Source organism: Streptomyces sp. NPDC052016 (assembly GCF_044548445.1).
In the GTDB taxonomy this organism is placed as follows: domain Bacteria; phylum Actinomycetota; class Actinomycetes; order Streptomycetales; family Streptomycetaceae; genus Streptomyces.
In genome coordinates, this window is record NZ_JBIUBX010000002.1 from 263,824 (window position 1) to 279,652 (window position 15,829).

A 15,829-nucleotide genomic window follows, 5' to 3' on the forward strand; every position below is an offset into this window, starting at 1 on the left:
CGGAGGCGGGGGGATCGGGGCGACGTGATCGGGGGACGGCCGGGCGGGTCGAGGCGCGGCGCCTCCGGGGAGCGGGGCGAAGCCGGGCCGGGGTCGGGTCAGGCCACGGGCGAGCGGGCGTGCGCGGCGGTGCCGCAGTGCGGGTCGGTGAAGACGCGCGGGTCGTCCCACAGCAGCTGGATGTCCCGCGCCCAGTGGCCGTCCTCGGCGTCGGCCTCCTCGCGCAGGTCCAGGATCCTGCGGGGCAGTTCGGCGGGCGGTACGCCGGACACGACCGCGTCGAGCTCGTCCAGGAACGTCTTGCCCGCGCACCCGTCGCCGCCCGCGCAGGGCTCCTCCGGGCCGCTGTCGCAGCCGCCCCGCGACCACACGACGACCGGGGCGGGCGCGGTGAGCGAGGTGTCGAAGTGGGCGCGGGTGCGGGCCGCGGCAGGGGCGGTGGCGAAGCCGGCGAGACAGGCGTCGGGCTTGCGCAGCCGCACCCGCAGCCGGGCGGGTTCCTCGGCGCCGCCGCACTCGACGCGGTGCACGCGCGCGCCCGGCAGGGAGTCGAGCCGCTTCCACACGCGGGTCAGCTGGTGCCGGGCGCCGGCCCTGCGGCGCGCCTGGTCGGTGACGACGAGCGGGTACACACAGCCGAGCGGGGTGTCGTCGTCGGGTGCGCTCGCCCAGCGGTCCACGGGCAGGTCGATCCAGTCGCGGGGCAGCGCGAACGCGATCAACTCGTCGGAGCCGGGCGTCAGATGACGGAACGCGGCCTCGATCCGGTCCTGGACGTACGCGGTCAGCCGGGCCTTCGGGACGGTGTCGGAGCCGACCGGGTGCCGCCGTCCCCCGCTGTACGCGGACACCTCGACGAGGACCTGGCCGTCGCCCGCGCCGCTGTGCTGCAGGTCGACGAGGATGGGCGACCAGTGGGGCGCGGCGGACGTGTCGACGGGCGCCCGGAACAACGCCTCGACGTGCTCGGTGAAGCGGGCGACGGTGCCGGCCGCGTCCTCGCCGTCGACCTCGCACAGCACGAACAGGGCGGCCGAGCGCAGCGAGTCGAAGCCCTCCTCCGGCGGCTCCGGGTCGAACGGGCCGGCGGCGGCCCGGTAGAGCCGTACGGGATCGCAGTCCAGACCGGCGCGCACGGCCCGCTCGACCAGGTCGCGCAGCCGGGCGCGGTCGGCGGTGCGGTGGTCGGAGGTGGGGACGAGGCCCGTCAGGCCGGGCCAGTAGCGGGCCATGACCTCGGTGGGCATCATCCGCCCGTTGCGCACGCCGTCCGCGCCGCCGTCGGCCGTGACCATGCCGACGACCTCGCCGGTGTCGACGAGGGTGACGGCGGCACCGCTGAACCCGGGGGCGAGCGAGCGGCCGTCGGACTGCCAGGCCTCCAGCTGGATCCACTCCCCGCGGATCAACTGCGGTGCGGTGACGCGGCATTCGGCGAGGGTGCCCTCGTCGAAGCCGAGCGGGAAGCCGTACACGACGAGCTTGCGCGGGGGTGCGCCGTGCGGTGCGTGGGCCGCGTCGACGGGTGCGAGCGCGGCCGGCGCGATCGGGACCTCGTCGGCGAGTTCCAGTACGGCGAGGTCGCCGAGGTCGGTGGGGGAGCCGGCCCAGCCCCCGTCGGCGACGATCCGCGCCGGAACGGGGGCGGAGCCGGGGCGCTCGGTGAAGGTCACCGTCAGCGCGTCCGCCGGGCCTTCGTGCACGACGTGCGCGCAGGTCAGGACCTTGCGGGGGGTGACGAGGAAGCCCGCCCCGACGACCTGGCCGGCGCATTCGATCCGGGCATGCCACTCGGCGCTCTTCATGAGGCGGCGGAGGTCCCCGGCCGGGCGGCGGACGGCTCCGGCGCACCGGCGGGCGCCTCAGCGGGGGCCGAGGACGGTTCGGCAGGAGCGTCCCGCCCGGCCCCCCGCCGCGCGGGCCCCTCGCCGTCCCGCGCCGGGGCGGGGGAGGGGGACCAGGTCAGCCTCACCACGAGGTGCCCCTCCGCCGAGCCCTTGGCGATGACCGCGCCGGTCTCGGCCGCCAGCTTCACCCCGAACTCGATCTCCACGCCGTCGGGGCGCAGCGTGCCGTCCCGGAAGACCCGCAGCGCGGACTCCGCGGCCGTGCGCACCCCGTCCAGGGCGCCCTCGAACGTGCGGGCCGCCTGCACCGTACCGTCGCCACGGGCCACCAGCCGCGAGCCGGGCCGCTGCTCCTCGACGGCCTCGACGGCGACCACGGCACCGTCGTCCGTCCTGAACTCCACCACTCCTGCCACGGCGCCCCCGTCGTTCCTGTCGGTCGTGCAGACCCTGCCGGGCTGTCGTGCCCGTCGTCGCTGTCGAGCCCGTCGGCGTCACGTCGAACTGCGGCTCTGGGCACCGCCATTGTTACGGACGGTACGCGAGGTTGTCCTGTTCCCGGTCCCGCCGGCGGCCGACGGCGACGGAAATCGGCCACCTCAGGGGCCGTCCGTCCGGATCACGCCCAGTTCCGCCAGGTCCTGCGGGCGGATGCGCAGTTGGTTCGCCGTCGCCTCGACCTCCTCCGGGGGGCGTTTGAGGATCGAGGCGGCCGACTCCGGGGCGATGACCGAGAAGTAGCTGTCCGGGGTGGCCCAGGTGCGCCCGGGCGCGGCCAGCGCCAGCGCGCCGCCGGAACCGCCCTCGCCGATCACCAGCGTGGTGACCGGCGTGCGCGCGGTGGCGAGCGCGCCGAACAACTCGGCGATCGCCGCGCCCGCTCCCTGCCGTTCCGCCTCGGCGTCGTTGGCCGCGCCCGGGGTGTCCACCAGGGTGAGCACCGGGATGCCGAGCCGCTCCGCGAGCCGGATCAGCCGGGTGGCGGTGCGGTACCCGGCGGGCCGGGTCGCCGCTCCGGTCTGGGCGGCGTAGGCGACCGTGCGGCCCTCGTGCTCGCCGAAGCCGCACAGAATGCCGTCCGGATCGGTGCCGCCGCACCGGTCGCCGGCTATCGCCACGCGGTGGCTGAAGTAGGCGTCCAGGTAGCGTGCGGCGCGCGGGCGACGGGGCGAGCGGGCGCGCCGGACGGCGTCCCAGCCGGAGGACGGCGGGTCCGTCGCCCCCAGCGCCCGCGGCACCGGGGCCGGTTCGTCCGACGGGCCGGTCAGCAGCCGCAGCCACCGCCCCAGCGTCTCCCGCAGCCGTTCCGGCGCCACGACCGCGTCCGCCGACCCCGCCGCGACCTGCGCCTCCGCGGTGTAGGCGGCCGGATCGGCGTCCGGTGGCCGCACCCGGGACCCCGCGAAGCCCACCTGGGCGCCCGGCAGCGCCAGGACCACGTCGGCGCCCGCGCCCAGGGTCGCCCAGCCGCCGCCGGTCGTCGGGTCGCGCACCACGGCGATCTGCGGCAGCCCCGCCTCCCGGGTGAGCGCGGACTGCCGTGCGACCCGCTGGAGCTGGGTGAGGGCGAGCATGCCCTCCTGCATCCGGCTGCCGCCGGTGGCGACCAACGGGACGACCGGCAGGCGGTGTTCACGGGCGTAGGCGTACGCGGCCTCCAGGCGGTCGCCGGTGCGTTCGCCCAGCGAGCCGCCCAGGAACCCGAACTCGAACGCGATGAGCACCGCACGGGTGCCCTCGACGCTCGCGGTGCCGCAGACGACGGACTCCGACTCGCCGGTGCGCTCGGCGGCACGGGCGCGCGAGTCGTCGTATCCGGGCCAGCCGAGGGGGCCGTCGGGCGCCGGCTCCGCGTCCTCGTGGGGGAGTTCGGTGAACGCGTCGGAGACGAGGGCGACGACCTCCCGCGCCCCGGGACGGGCGGGCGCGCTCATGAGGCCAGCGCCCGCTTCATGATCTTCCCCATGTCGTTGCGGGGCAGCGCGTCGAGGTACCGCACGGTCCGGGGCCGTTTGTGCGGAGCGAGCCGCCGGGCGACATGGTCGGCCAACTCGCCGGCGCCCGGCGGTGATGCGGGATCCACCGGCACGACCCACGCCACGATCCGCTCCCCGAGATCCGCGTCCGGCTCCCCGGTGACGGCGGCCTCGCGCACCCCCGGATGCTCCAGCAGCGCGTTCTCGATCTCCCCGGCGCCGATCTTGTACCCGCCGCTCTTGATCAGGTCGGTGGCCTTGCGCCCCACGATCCGCACGTAACCGTCCGGCTCGCGCACCGCCATGTCCCCGGTCCGGAACCAGCCGTCGGCGGTGAAGGCGGCCGCGGTGGCGTCGGGCCGGTTGAGGTACTCGGTGAACAGGTTCGGCCCGCGCACCTGGATCTCGCCCACGCTCTCCCCGTCGTGGGAGGCGATCGGCGTCCCGTCCTCCTCCACCAGCCGCAGTTCCACGCCCGGCAGGGGCACGCCCACCGTCCCCGCCCTGGGCTCCCCGTCCGCCCGCACGCTGGTGTTCATGAGCGTCTCGGTCATGCCGTACCGCTCGATCACCCGCTGCCCGGTCGCGGCCGTGATCCGCTCGTGGTCGTGCACCGGCAGCGCGGCCGAGCCGGAGACCAGCAGCCGGGCCCGGCCGAGCGCCTCGGCCAGTCCCGGGTCGTCGGGGAGGGTCTGGGCGATCCGGTGGTACATCGTCGGGACGCCGAAGAACATCGTCGCCCCGGCGTTCAGCTCCCGCGCCACGCCCTCGGGGGCGAACCGGCCGAGGTGCCGCACGGATCCGCCGCGCCGCAGCGGGCCCAGGATCCCCAGCACCAGCCCGTGCACATGGAACAGCGGCAGCCCGTGCACCAGCACGTCGTCCCCCGTCCACCGCCAGGCGTCGGCCAGCGCGTCCAGCGTCGTCGCGATCGCCCGCCGCGGGATGACCGCGCCCTTCGGCGGGCCGGTGGTGCCCGACGTGTACACGATCAGAGCGGGATCGCCCTCGCCGACACCCTCCGCGACGGCCGTCCCCGTGGCCCGCACGTCGACGTCGATCCGCTCGACGCCGAGCAGCGGAGGCGGCAGTTCGTCCCCCGGCGCCGCGAGCACCAGCCCCGGCGCACTGTCTCCCAGGATGTGCCCCAGCTCCTTCTCCCCGGACCTGGGGTTCAACGGGACGGCGGCGCCCCCGGCGAGCAGCACCCCGACCACGGCGACCGCGGTCTCCAGGGCGGGCGTCGCCCACACGGCGACGCGGCCCACCCCCCGCACCCGCTCGCCCACGGCCCCCGCAGCGGCGGCGAGTTCCGCGTACGTCAGGGAACGCTCACCGAACCGCAGGGCGACCTGACCGGGCGGGTGGTCCGCCAGGGCCGGAAAGAGAGAGGACACGCGGGGCACTCCTTCGGGAAGGGGACGACGGGATCGTTCCTACCCAGGAGCCGGTGTCATCCGGCGCCCCCGCAGTTTGATCCCCGTCACTCGCACGACGGGCCCGATCCTGCCCTGCCCCGGCCCGTCTCCACCACGTTCGCAGGTCCCTGTGCGTTCGCCCCCTCTTCGCGTTCCGCCACCGATGCCGGGGCCTGCCCGAAGGCGGTGGTCGAACCCGTTGCCGGGGACGCCGTGGTCCCGGTTAGCCTGCGGACGTCGTACAGCCGTCCGAGGAGGTCATCCCCCGTGCCCCGCATCGCCCTCGCCACCTACGACCCCGGCCCGGAGCCCAGCAAGGACAGCGACCTTCCCGTTCTCGTACGGGCGCTGGAGGAGGCCGGAGCCCAGGCGGAGGCCGTGCACTGGGACGACCCCGACGCCGACTGGGCCTCCTACGACCTCGCCGTCATCCGCTCCACCTGGGACTACAGCTGGCGGGCGGCCGAGTTCACCGCGTGGCTGGAACGCTGCGCGGGGCTGACCCGGCTCGCCAACCCGGTCGGCGTGGTGCGCTGGAACACCGACAAGCGGTACCTCGGGGAACTCGCCGAGACCGGGGTGCCCACCGTCCCCACCCGGTACCTGGCCCCCGGCGAGCCGGCCGGCCTCCCCTCCGACCACGAGTACGTCGTCAAGCCGACCTCCGGCGCCGGCGCCCGTTTCGCCGCCCGGTACACGCCCGACGACCACGACACCGCCCTGCGCCACCTGGAGCGCATGCACGCGGAGGGCTTCACCGCGATGGTCCAGCCGTACCTCAAGGGCATCGACGTCAACGGTGAACGCGCGCTGCAGTTTTTCGCCGGCCGTCTGCTGCACGCCAGCCGCAAGGGCGCCGTCCTCGCCCCCGGCACGCCCTACGACGCCGACAAGGTGGCCCACCCCGACCTGGAGGTGTGGCAGCCGACCGCCGCCGAACTGGCCGTGGCCGAGCGCGCGCTGGCCGCCGTTCCGGGCGCGCCCGACCTGCTCTACGCCCGAGTCGACCTCGTCGACGGCGAGGACGGCGAGCCCCGCCTGATGGAGCTGGAACTGGTCGAGCCGAACCTGTTCCTGTGGCTGCATCCGGACTCGGTGCCGCGCGTGACGGAGGCGATCCTGGCGGCGGCCCGCTGAGGGCCCGTCCGGCGGGTCACGCCGCGGACGCCGGGGCTGCCACGCGTCCGCGTCGTCGCCGTCGGTCGCCGGCCTCCCCGCGCCCGCCTTCGCCAGTGCGGGAAGGGGCCCCCATCGCGTCGACGCCCTCCTCCGCCTCGCAGCCGCAGACGCCGACCCCCGCTCACCCGGGTTCGTAAGCCGCCGTCGCTCTCCCGCGACCCGGTTCGCCGGGCAGGCCCCAGGGCCGAGGTGCGCCTCGCGGGCCGGGAGCGGGTGCGCGCCCGGGACTCAGCGCCGTTCACCGACCGCTGTCCGCTGCAGCAGCCCCCAGGTGAACTCGGCCACCACCTCCCGCCGCACCCCCTGCCCGTCCGGTGCCGTGAAGGCCAGGCCCCAGCGGGTGGGGGCCGAGCCCTCCAGGGGGCGGGCGGGGGCGAAGGCGCGGGCGGCCTCGTCGACCGTGCAGGACCAGGGGGTGAGGTCGTCGAGGGTGCGCAGGGCGGGCGGCTCGGCTCCGGGGGCGCGCACCAGCCACTCGTTCCAGACGGCGCCGTTCGGGGCGACCAGCACCTCGAAGCGCAGGCCCGGCCAGAGGGGGAGCGGCCAGAGCAGGGCCTCGCAGTCGAGGTCGCCGATGCGGCGCGGCGTCCTCGACTCGGGCTCGCCGAGGACCGACCGGTAGCGGGAGAGGGGCCCGCGGGCGCGCGGGGAGCGGACCATCGCCTGCCACCGCTTGTTGGCCTCCCGCATGTCCGCCAGGGAGGCGCCCAGCTCACGCCGGGCGTCCTCCACCAGCTCCGGGTTGTGGTCGGCCATGCGGCGCAGCAGCACCAGCTGGAACGCGCGGGGCGTGAACGGGCTGACGGGGCGCTTCTCGGACGGCATGGGGTCCATCGTCGCCCACCGGGTCCGGGCCGCGGACGGCGACCGTCCGGCGGGTACGGACCGGAGGTGAGGCGCGGGCCCGCCGGCAGCCGGGGGATTCACGACCATTGCCCGGCGTCACCGACTATGGCTAGCCTGTGTTCGTCATGCCGATCGCCTGTTGAAATCTCGAACGCGGGCACCTGAGACGACCAAGGGAGGGGGCCGTCGTGGGACGACTCGTACCTGCCGTGACCCGGGCTCTCGACATTCTCGAGCTCTTCCTCGACGGGGACGGCACGCTCTCCGCCCCCGACATCGTGCGCAAGCTCCAGCTTCCGCGCACCACCGTGCACGAGCTGGTGACCACGCTCGCGGCCCGGTCCTACATCGTCCCCGTGCCCGGACAGCCCGGACGCTACCGCCTCGGCGTACGTCCGTACCAGCTCGGGAGCCGGTACGCCGAACACCTCGACCTGGCCGCCGAGGGACAGCAGGTGGCCCGAACGGTCGCCGAGACCTGCGACGAGACCGTCCACGTGGCCATCCTCGAGGGTACGGACGTCATCTACATCGCCAAGGTCGACTCCACGCACGCGGTCCGCATGGTCTCGGCCGCGGGCCGCCGCCTCCCCGCCCACTGCACCTCCGTGGGCAAGATGCTGCTCGCCTCCCTCCCCGAGGCCGAGCTCACCGCCCGCATCCCCGACGACGCCGACCTCGTCCGCATGACCCCGAACAGCATCACCGAACCGGGCGCCCTGCGCGAGGCGCTGGCGGAGATCCGGGAGCGGGGCATCGCGGTGGAGAGCCGCGAGTCCAACCCGGACGTCAGCTGTGTGGCGGCCCCGGTCCGTGACCGCACCGGCCAGGTGGTGGCGGCCCTCTCCATCTCCGTCCCCATGATCCGCTGGAGCGACGAGCGCCGCGCCGAACTGGAGCAGCTCGCCGCCAAGGGCGCCGCCGAGCTGTCGGAGCTGCTGGGCTACCGGAGCGTGGCGTGACGACGACGCGCACGAGCCGGTACGAGGTGGCGGTCCGCGCCGAGGCCACCCTCGGCGAGGGCCCGACCTGGGACCCGGCGGCCGGCCGCCTCCTCTGGCTCGACATCCTGGGCGCCCGCCTGCACACCTACGACCCCGCCACCGGCCGGCGCACGGTCCGGGTCACCGACCAACACGTCGGCGCAGCCAAGCCCCGCGCGGGCGGCGGCCTGGTCCTCAACCTGCGGGACGGCGTCGCCCTGCTGGACGGCGACGGAGAGGGCCTCCGCTGGCTGCACCACGAGCCCGTCCCCGGCCGCCGCGCCAACGACGCCGCCGTCGCCCCCGACGGCTCCCTCTGGGCCGGCACCATGCGCTACGACGAGGCCCCCGGCGGCGGCACGCTGTCCCGTCTCGGCGGGGACGGCTCCGTCGAGGTGGTCCTCGACGACGTGGCCGTGAGCAACGGCACGGGCTGGAGCCCGGACGGCCGCCTGATGTACTACGTGGACTCCCCGACCCGCCGCGTCGACGTCTTCGACCACGCCGACGGCCGGGTCTCCGGCCGTCGCCCGTTCGTCGAGATCGAGGACGGGGCCGGCTTCCCCGACGGCCTGACCGTCGACGCGGACGGCTGCGTGTGGGTGGCGCTCTGGGACGGCGGAGCGGTACGCCGCTACACCCCCGACGGCACCCTGGACCGCGTGCTCGAGCTGCCCACCCCGAGGGTCACGGCCTGCGCCTTCGGCGGCAGCGACCTGACCGACCTGTACATCACGACGGCCCGGATCGGCCTGGACGCCCCGCACCCGGTCGCGGGGTCGCTGCTGGTGGTGCCGGGGGCGGGGAAGGGGCTGCGGCAACCCCTGTTCGCGGGGTGACCGGACCCCGCCCAGGGGGCTGACCGACATGCGGCTGCGCGTGTGGGCGCTCAACCTCCACGAACCGGGCCCGACGAACTACCCCAACCCCACCCTCTTCAACTCCTCGGCCGTCAGCGGCGGAGCGGTGAGCGCCGGCTTCAAGGGCCCCACCGCCGCCGCCACCAGCATCCCCGGCGTCACCAGTACCTCAGCGCCCCGCTCCAGGGACGTGACGTCCGTCACCCGGCGGGCGATACGGCCGTTGCCGGTCGCGGTGTACAGCAGGCGCCCCACGTACGCCGCGAGCAGGCGCTCCCGGAGGGTGGGCCCGTGCTCGGTGGCGCCGGGGTAGAACACGTCCATGCCGATGGCCAGGTCCCAGGCGGCGGAGGCGCGCCGGGCGAGCGCCTTCTGGATCCGCCGGGACAGGCCCGGCGAGCCCGGCCCGTGACGGCGTACCACCTCGCGCAGCGCCAGTGCCTCCTGGGCCGCGACCGACATGCCGTGCCCGTAGATCGGGTTCAGGGCGCACAGCGCGTCGCCGACCACGACGAAGTTCTCCGGCCAGGACGGCATGCGCTCGTAGTAGAGCCGCCGATTCGCGGTCGTGCGGGTGAACGCCACCTCGCCGAGAGGCTCGGCCTGTCCCAGGAGGTCGGCGATGACGGGGTGGCGCAGCTCCTCTCGGGCGTAGCGGACGAAGTCGGCCGGGTCGGCGCTCGGTTCGCCGCCGCGGGAGCCGAACAGCGTGACGAGCCACTGCCCGTCCTCGATCGGCAGCAGCACCCCGCCCCGCCCCGGCTCGCCGGTGCGTGGGTCGGGCTGGACGTTGACGACGGGGAACACCTCGCGGGCCGCCTCCGGCGCCCGGAACAGCCGACTGGCGTACGCGACCCCGGAGTCCACCTCCCGCCGCCGCGGCTCACCCAGACCCAGCTCGCCGAGCCAGCGCACGGCCCGGGAACCGCGCCCGGTGGCGTCGACGACGATCCGGGTCCGCAGGACACGCTCGGCGGTGTCGGCACGGCCGACCCCACTGATCCGCACCCCGGTCACCGCATCCCCCGTGCCGACGAGCCCCACCCCCTCGGTCCGCTCCAGTACCTCGATCCGGTCGTCCGCGAGGACCGCCGCGCGGATCGTCGCGTCCAGCAGGTCGCGGCCGGCCAGGAGCATGTGGTGGGACTCCTCCCACCGCCGGTACCAGCCGTACGGTGACAGCGCGACCATGTCCGTGGTGACCGGCAGCCGGCGTACCCCGGCCTCGCGCAGCCGGTCGGTGATGCCCGGCAGCAGTTCCGCCAGGGCCCGCGCTCCGCCCGACCACATCTGGTGCACGTGCCGCGCCTGCGGCAGCCCCCGGCGCGGCTCGGGCCCGGTGGGCAGCGTGTCGCGTTCCGCGACGGTGACACGGCCACCCGTGGCGTCCGCCAGGGCGCGGGCGGCGAGGAGACCGGCGAGCGAGCCACCGAGGACGACGGCGGCGGGAAGCTCGGGCGCGTGATCAGTCGCGGCGGTGATGGACGTGGCGGTGGACGGTCTCGGTCTCATGTGCGGGAACGCTGCTCTCTGCTGCCGGGGCCTGGGGATCAGGCTCATGCGGGGCGGCTGCGCGGGCGCGGACGGCAGCCACGTCGTCTGGGGTGCGAAGGGCCCGGGAGACGGCCCCGATCTCCTGGAGCAGGTCCGTGGTGTCGGGACGTGTCGTGCTCCCGTCGTCGGGCGCCCGGTTCTTGCGGGCGACCGCGTCCTGGATGCCCACGGCGGCGGCCAGGGCCCGTGCCCGCTCCGGCGGGTGGCCGAGGTCGAGCGCGGCGGCGTGGGCGCGCCGGATGCCGTCCTCGTCGATGTGCCGGGACAGCGCCAGCAGCACGTCCCGGATGTAGGTCTCCCGACGGATCAGCCGCAGTTCGGGAGTGGCCCGCACGGCGAACGGGATGCCGGAGCCCTGCACGGTCCGCATCAGCACGTACAGCGGCCGCAGCGCGCGGTACGCCGCCCGTACCCGCCACCGGTCGTGCAGGAACTGTCCGGCGTGCGGCAGGATGAAGCCGGCCGCGACGAGGATGGCGGACAGGCAGGCGACGGGCGGTGCCGCGTTGGTGCTCAACCAGTCCAGGTCGTGCCCGGTCCAGCGGGCGACGACGGCGGTGAGCTTGAACGCGTCGAAGACCAGGTTCAGACCGTAGCCGACGCCCAGGCACGCCAGCCCCGAGCGCAGCCAGGCGTCCAGGCCGTCGGTGCGCACCCAGTTCCAGATGAGCCGTGAGGTGATGAGCACGGCCACGCAGTGCGCGAGGAGGTAGAGCAGGATCTCCTCGCGCATGAACGGGGTGTTGGCGTAGTAGGTGTCGAGGTCCCGCAGCCGCTCCACGTCCGCGTCGGCGAGGAAGAACAGGATCCACAGCGCGACGATCACACCGGTGTAGGCGCCGATCACCCAGCGCATGGCGCGGCGGGTCGCGGGGGAGCGCTCGGACAGGCCGTTGCGCCAGGCGATGATCAGGAGCAGGCAGGAGCCGGCGAAGGCGGTGAGCAGCGAGTAGCACCAGGGCGCCGAGATGTTGGGCACCCCGGTGACCCGGTTGGTCCAGGCGATCGTCGAGGGCGCCACGAAGACGAAGACGGCGCAGGCGAGCAGCAGCAGGCCGCCCACCGCGCGCAGCAGCGGGTCCCGCCACAGCCGGATGATGGTCGGCAGCTTGATGGCCAGGGCCGCGCACAGGACGGCGGTGGGGATCCAGAAGGAGATGTAGAACCGGTCGAGGGCGATCGCGTGCGTCACCGCGCCCGGCCTCCTCGTCCCCGGTAGCCCAGCGACCGCTGGACCCGGTCGGCGGGGTCCGGCCCGCCCTCCCGCGGCCCGCCCGCGTACGGCCGTACGGCGGCCGCGAGCAGGTGCCCGAAGTCGTCGGCGGCCGCCTCGTCGGTCTCCCGGGAGCCGTTGCGGGCGGCCACGGCCAGGGCGAGGTCGCGCCAGCCGGAACGCTCGGCCAGCGCGTGCGCGGCGGCCGCGTGGTGATGGCGGTGACCGGCGTGCAGATGCCACAACTCGTGGCCGAGAATCACCAGTTGCTGGACGTCCTCGGCGCGCTCCTCGACGATGACGAGGTCGAAGTCCTGGAACTCCACCCACAGTCCGGTCACGTCGAACTCGTCGGGGAACCGCTCGAAGCGCAGTTCGACGGGCCGCCCGCCGCGCAGCGCGGCCATCTCCTCGCACAGGGCCCGGGACACCTCCCGCACGCCGGCCGGGCGGTGGGGCCGCGCCCGCAACGCGGCGGAGAGGTCGCCGGCCAGCTCGCGCATGACCGGCCCGCTCCTCGCGCGCCGCAGCGCCGAGGCGATCCGGGCCCGGGTCGCCGTACCGCGCCCGCCCGCGATGTCCATCCGGTCCCCCTTCTCGCCGCCCTGCGACGGCTTGTTCGAGCCTACGCGGCTGGAAGTGTCCGCGTCACGTGAAGCCGTGCACCGGCGCCCCGGTAGAAAGCGCTATCAGAAGTCGTGTCAGAACCATTGACGCGCGGCCGCATCGAACCTACGGTCCCGTTCGAAGTTACGAGCGTTATTCGGCATGTCGAACGACAGGGGCAAGGTATGGGACGACCTGGCCTGAACCGCAGGCAACTTCTCGCCGCGGCAGGCGGATTGACCGTCGCCGGGAGCTTCGGCTTCGCGGCGCTCGGAACCGGGGCCGACGCACTCGCCTCCGGTGCGGACACGCGCGTGCGGTACTGGAACCTCTTCAGCGGAGGCGACGGCTACAACATGATCGCGATGCTGGACGCCTTCCGTGAGGCCAACCCCGGCATCGCGGTGAAGGACTCCACCCTCCAGTGGGGCAACCCCTTCTACACCAAGCTCGCCATGGCGGCCGCGGGCAACCGCGCCCCGGACCTCGGCGTCATGCACCTGGGCCGGGTCACCGGCTTCTCACCCGGCCGCCTCCTGGACCCCTGGGACGTCGGACTGCTCGCCAAGTACGGCGTGAGGGAGACGGACTTCAACCCCGAGCTGTGGAAGCGCGGCGTCATCGACGGCAAGCTCTACGCGCTCCCGCTCGACATCCACGTCCAGCTCTGCTTCTACCGCAAGGACGTGCTGAGGAAGGCGGGGCTGCTCGGCGACGACGGCAGGCTCGTCCCCATCACGTCCACCACCGAGTGGTTCGACTGCCTGAAGGAGACGCGCAAGGTCACCAGGAAGGGCCTGCAGACCATCGGCCTGTGGACCAACGACCAGAACTTCCAGTGGTGGTTCTTCGTCACCTTCTACACCCAGCTCGGCGGCACCTGGTTCGACGAGTCCGACACCGAGGTCACCTTCGACGTCGACAAGGCCACCCAGGTCCTCGAGTTCCTGCGGCAGCACGTCACCGACGGGTACACCATCCCCGGCGCGCCCACCGGCGAACAGTTCATCAACGGCTCCCCCTTCACCTGGGAGGGCAACTGGTCGGTGCCGGTCTTCTCCGGAGCGAAGCTCGACTACGGCGCCACCCCGCTGCCGCCCGTCTTCGGCGAGCGGGCCACCCACGCCGAGTCGCACGCCTTCGTCCTGCCCCACCAGGCGGAGCGCGGCGGCGCCGCCGACGACGGCGCCCACCGGCTCGCCGCGTACATCGTCCGCAACGCCCAGTCCTGGGCCGGCGGCGGCCACATCCCCGCCTACACACCGACCCTGTCCACGCCCGGGTACCGGAAGCTCGCACCGCAGAACGAGTACGTCAGCGCCATGGACCACCAGGCCACCGAGCCGAAGGTGTGGTTCGCCGGTTCCACCGGCGTCCTCGCCCAGGACGTCGGCCCGATCGTCGTCTCCTCGACCATGGGCTCCGCCAAGCCCGAAGCGGCCGCCCGCCGGATGCGGGGCTCGCTCACGAAGCTGCTCGCCGCCAGGAACCCGATGGACGGCAGGACCGCCGCGCAGGGAGGTGCGGTCGTATGACAACCGCCAGTACACCGACCGTCCTCGCGCCGGCGCGCGCGAAGAGCGCCGCCGCCGGCGCCACCGTCCGCCGCAGGCAGGTCTTCCAGCACGGCGGCTGGTTCGTCGCCCCGTTCCTCGTGCTGTTCGCGCTCTTCGTGATCTGGCCGCTGCTGCGCGGCGTCTGGCTCAGCTTCACCGACGCCAACATCTCCGGCGAGGGCGCGAGCTTCGTCGGCCTCGACAACTACCGCGAGGCGCTGAAGGACCAGCTCATGTGGGACGCGCTCGGCCACAGCGCGTACTTCACGCTCCTGGTCGTGCCCTGCATCACCGTCCTCGCCTTCCTGCTGGCGATGCTCGCCCACAACATCGAGCGCGGCGCGTGGCTGTGGCGGCTGTGCTTCTTCGCCCCGTTCCTGCTGCCCTCCACCGTCGCCGCCAACCTGTGGCAGTGGCTGTTCAACATCGGCACGGGCATGGTCAACCACGTCCTCGGCATCGACACCCCCTGGCTGACCGACAAGTCGTACGCGATGCTCGCCATCGTCATCGAGACCCTGTGGTGGACCGTCGGCTTCAGCTTCCTGCTCTACCTCGCCGCCCTCCAGGGCATCCCGGGCCACCTGTACGAGGCCGCCAAGCTCGACGGTGCCAACGCCTGGCACCGCATGGTCCACATCACGCTGCCGCTGCTGCGCAACATCACGGGCCTGGTCATCGCGCTCCAGATCCTCGCCTCACTGCAACTCTTCGACCAGGCCGTCGTGATGATGGACTTCGGCCCCGGACCGGAGAACTCGACCCGCTCCTTCGTGCAGTACACCCTCGAACAGGGCTTCACCAGCTACCGCGTGGGCTACGCCTCCGCGATCTCCGTCATCTTCTTCGTGCTCATCGCGGCCGTCGCCCTGGGACGGATGTGGCTGCTGCGCAACCGTGAGGAGGCCGGCCGATGACCACCGCCCCCGACGTACGCGTCAACCGTCGCAAGCCCTGGACGCCCAGCCAGATCGTCCTCACCCTCGTCGGCACGCTCGTCTCCGCCGTCTTCCTCGCGCCGTTCGCCTGGGCCCTGTTCACCTCGCTGAAGTCGGAGACCGAGGCCGTCGAGGTGCCCCCGCACTGGCTGCCGGAGGAGTGGACGGGCCAGGCCTGGAAGGCGCTCTTCGAGACCGGCAACATCACCGACTGGTTCGTGAACTCCCTGGTCGTCTCGGTCTGCGTCACGACCGTCGTGCTGACCGTCAGCGCGCTCGCCGGATACGGCTTCGCCCGCACCGAGTTCCGCGGCAAGAAGGTCCTGCTGGGCGTCGTCATGGCCGGCCTGATGATCTCCCCGGCCGTCCTGGGCGTCCCCCTGTTCACCACGGTCCAGCAGATGGGGATGGTCGACACCTACTGGGGCATGATCCTGCCGCAGTGCGCGCCCGCCGCGATGGTCTACATCCTCTACAAGTTCTTCCAGGGCATCCCGCGGGAACTGGAGGAGGCGGCCTTCATCGACGGCGCGGGCCGCTGGCGGGTCTTCTTCACCATCGTGCTCCCGCTCTCCCGCCCCTCCCTGGCGGCGGTCGGCATCTTCACCTTCATCGCCTCCTGGAACAACTTCCTGTGGCCGTACATGGTGACCAACAACCCCGACCTGATGACCATGCCGAACGGCATCGCGACCGTCATGAACTCCTACGGCATCCAGTGGGCCCAGCTCATGGCCGGCGGCCTCATGGCCGGCCTGCCGCTGATCGTCGTCTTCGTCTTCTTCCAGCGCCAGATCGTGGCGGGTGTCGCCCACACCGGCCTCGCGGGCCAGTAACTCCCCTAAGGAGCTAC

14 protein-coding genes are annotated in these 15,829 nt (G+C 73.8%); 6 read left to right on the forward strand and 8 right to left on the reverse strand.

Annotated features, from left to right (window positions below; all coding sequences use genetic code 11):
- Positions 1-98: 98 nt before the first annotated feature.
- The 4 genes from ACIHAR_RS04270 to ACIHAR_RS04285 form a co-directional block, all read right to left on the reverse strand.
- Positions 99-1,805, reverse strand: a complete 1,707-nt coding sequence (locus ACIHAR_RS04270; RefSeq protein WP_400016766.1) for a trypsin-like peptidase domain-containing protein — start codon at positions 1,803-1,805, stop codon at positions 99-101.
- Positions 1,802-2,263: a CU044_2847 family protein gene (locus ACIHAR_RS04275; RefSeq protein WP_400016768.1), complete on the reverse strand. Its 462-nt coding sequence runs from the start codon at positions 2,261-2,263 to the stop codon at positions 1,802-1,804. The genes ACIHAR_RS04270 and ACIHAR_RS04275 overlap by 4 nt, the downstream gene beginning before the upstream one ends.
- A gap of 183 nt (positions 2,264-2,446) precedes the next feature.
- On the reverse strand, positions 2,447-3,781 hold the full coding sequence (locus ACIHAR_RS04280; RefSeq protein WP_400016770.1) for a carboxyl transferase domain-containing protein: 1,335 nt from the start codon (positions 3,779-3,781) through the stop codon (positions 2,447-2,449).
- Positions 3,778-5,220 (reverse strand): acyl-CoA synthetase, encoded by a 1,443-nt coding sequence (locus ACIHAR_RS04285; RefSeq protein WP_400016773.1) that lies wholly within the window; start codon positions 5,218-5,220, stop codon positions 3,778-3,780. The genes ACIHAR_RS04280 and ACIHAR_RS04285 overlap by 4 nt, the downstream gene beginning before the upstream one ends.
- Positions 5,221-5,508: 288 nt before the next feature.
- Here ACIHAR_RS04285 and ACIHAR_RS04290 point away from each other — a divergent pair, with 288 nt between their 5' ends.
- Positions 5,509-6,378 carry a hypothetical protein gene (locus ACIHAR_RS04290; protein ID WP_365454571.1) on the forward strand — a complete coding sequence of 290 codons (870 nt, stop codon included), beginning with the start codon at positions 5,509-5,511 and terminating at the stop codon, positions 6,376-6,378.
- Between the two features lie 270 nt (positions 6,379-6,648).
- Here the strand turns inward: ACIHAR_RS04290 and ACIHAR_RS04295 are convergent, their stop codons facing one another.
- Positions 6,649-7,254 carry a hypothetical protein gene (locus ACIHAR_RS04295; RefSeq protein ID WP_400016776.1) on the reverse strand — a complete coding sequence of 202 codons (606 nt, stop codon included), beginning with the start codon at positions 7,252-7,254 and terminating at the stop codon, positions 6,649-6,651.
- Positions 7,255-7,454: 200 nt separating this feature from the next.
- Between ACIHAR_RS04295 and ACIHAR_RS04300 the strand changes: the two genes are divergently transcribed.
- Both ACIHAR_RS04300 and ACIHAR_RS04305 read left to right on the forward strand, forming a co-directional pair.
- On the forward strand, positions 7,455-8,228 hold the full coding sequence (locus ACIHAR_RS04300) for an IclR family transcriptional regulator (protein ID WP_365454577.1): 774 nt from the start codon (positions 7,455-7,457) through the stop codon (positions 8,226-8,228).
- Positions 8,225-9,088 carry an SMP-30/gluconolactonase/LRE family protein gene (locus tag ACIHAR_RS04305; RefSeq protein WP_400016780.1) on the forward strand — a complete coding sequence of 288 codons (864 nt, stop codon included), beginning with the start codon at positions 8,225-8,227 and terminating at the stop codon, positions 9,086-9,088. Before ACIHAR_RS04300 ends, ACIHAR_RS04305 begins: the two co-directional genes overlap by 4 nt.
- A 78-nt stretch (positions 9,089-9,166) precedes the next feature.
- On the opposite strand, the gene ACIHAR_RS04310 is transcribed toward ACIHAR_RS04305, so the two are convergent.
- Genes ACIHAR_RS04310 through ACIHAR_RS04320 form a run of 3 tightly spaced genes read right to left on the reverse strand, consistent with a single transcriptional unit; the run spans position 9,167 to position 12,460 of the window.
- Positions 9,167-10,621, reverse strand: a complete 1,455-nt coding sequence (locus ACIHAR_RS04310) for a pyridine nucleotide-disulfide oxidoreductase (RefSeq protein WP_365454583.1) — start codon at positions 10,619-10,621, stop codon at positions 9,167-9,169.
- Entirely contained in the window at positions 10,575-11,855 is a 1,281-nt protein-coding gene (locus tag ACIHAR_RS04315) for an MAB_1171c family putative transporter (protein ID WP_400016783.1), read from the reverse strand. The genes ACIHAR_RS04310 and ACIHAR_RS04315 overlap by 47 nt, the downstream gene beginning before the upstream one ends.
- The gene (locus ACIHAR_RS04320) at positions 11,852-12,460 is read right to left on the reverse strand and encodes a toxin-antitoxin system, toxin component family protein (protein WP_365454589.1); all 609 of its coding nucleotides are present in this window, start codon (positions 12,458-12,460) and stop codon (positions 11,852-11,854) included. Before ACIHAR_RS04320 ends, ACIHAR_RS04315 begins: the two co-directional genes overlap by 4 nt.
- A gap of 207 nt (positions 12,461-12,667) precedes the next feature.
- Between ACIHAR_RS04320 and ACIHAR_RS04325 the strand changes: the two genes are divergently transcribed.
- The 3 genes from ACIHAR_RS04325 to ACIHAR_RS04335 are packed head-to-tail and all read left to right on the forward strand — an operon-like array spanning position 12,668 to position 15,812.
- Positions 12,668-14,017: an extracellular solute-binding protein gene (locus ACIHAR_RS04325; protein ID WP_400016785.1), complete on the forward strand. Its 1,350-nt coding sequence runs from the start codon at positions 12,668-12,670 to the stop codon at positions 14,015-14,017.
- On the forward strand, positions 14,014-14,955 hold the full coding sequence (locus ACIHAR_RS04330; RefSeq protein ID WP_400016789.1) for a carbohydrate ABC transporter permease: 942 nt from the start codon (positions 14,014-14,016) through the stop codon (positions 14,953-14,955). Before ACIHAR_RS04325 ends, ACIHAR_RS04330 begins: the two co-directional genes overlap by 4 nt.
- Positions 14,952-15,812: a carbohydrate ABC transporter permease gene (locus tag ACIHAR_RS04335; RefSeq protein ID WP_400016792.1), complete on the forward strand. Its 861-nt coding sequence runs from the start codon at positions 14,952-14,954 to the stop codon at positions 15,810-15,812. The genes ACIHAR_RS04330 and ACIHAR_RS04335 overlap by 4 nt, the downstream gene beginning before the upstream one ends.
- The last annotated feature ends 17 nt before the right edge of the window (positions 15,813-15,829 follow it).

What these genes read in the sequence shown, in the direction of transcription:
- ACIHAR_RS04270 (WP_400016766.1), bottom strand. Translation starts at nt 1,805, where the DNA reads ATGAAGAGCGCCGAGTGGCATGCCCGGATCGAATGCGCCGGCCAGGTC.
- ACIHAR_RS04280 (WP_400016770.1), bottom strand. Translation starts at nt 3,781, where the DNA reads ATGAGCGCGCCCGCCCGTCCCGGGGCGCGGGAGGTCGTCGCCCTCGTC.
- ACIHAR_RS04295 (WP_400016776.1), bottom strand. Translation starts at nt 7,254, where the DNA reads ATGGACCCCATGCCGTCCGAGAAGCGCCCCGTCAGCCCGTTCACGCCC.
- ACIHAR_RS04310 (WP_365454583.1), bottom strand. Translation starts at nt 10,621, where the DNA reads ATGAGACCGAGACCGTCCACCGCCACGTCCATCACCGCCGCGACTGAT.
- ACIHAR_RS04320 (WP_365454589.1), bottom strand. Translation starts at nt 12,460, where the DNA reads ATGGACATCGCGGGCGGGCGCGGTACGGCGACCCGGGCCCGGATCGCC.
- ACIHAR_RS04325 (WP_400016785.1), top strand. Translation starts at nt 12,668, where the DNA reads ATGGGACGACCTGGCCTGAACCGCAGGCAACTTCTCGCCGCGGCAGGC.
- ACIHAR_RS04330 (WP_400016789.1), top strand. Translation starts at nt 14,014, where the DNA reads ATGACAACCGCCAGTACACCGACCGTCCTCGCGCCGGCGCGCGCGAAG.
- ACIHAR_RS04335 (WP_400016792.1), top strand. Translation starts at nt 14,952, where the DNA reads ATGACCACCGCCCCCGACGTACGCGTCAACCGTCGCAAGCCCTGGACG.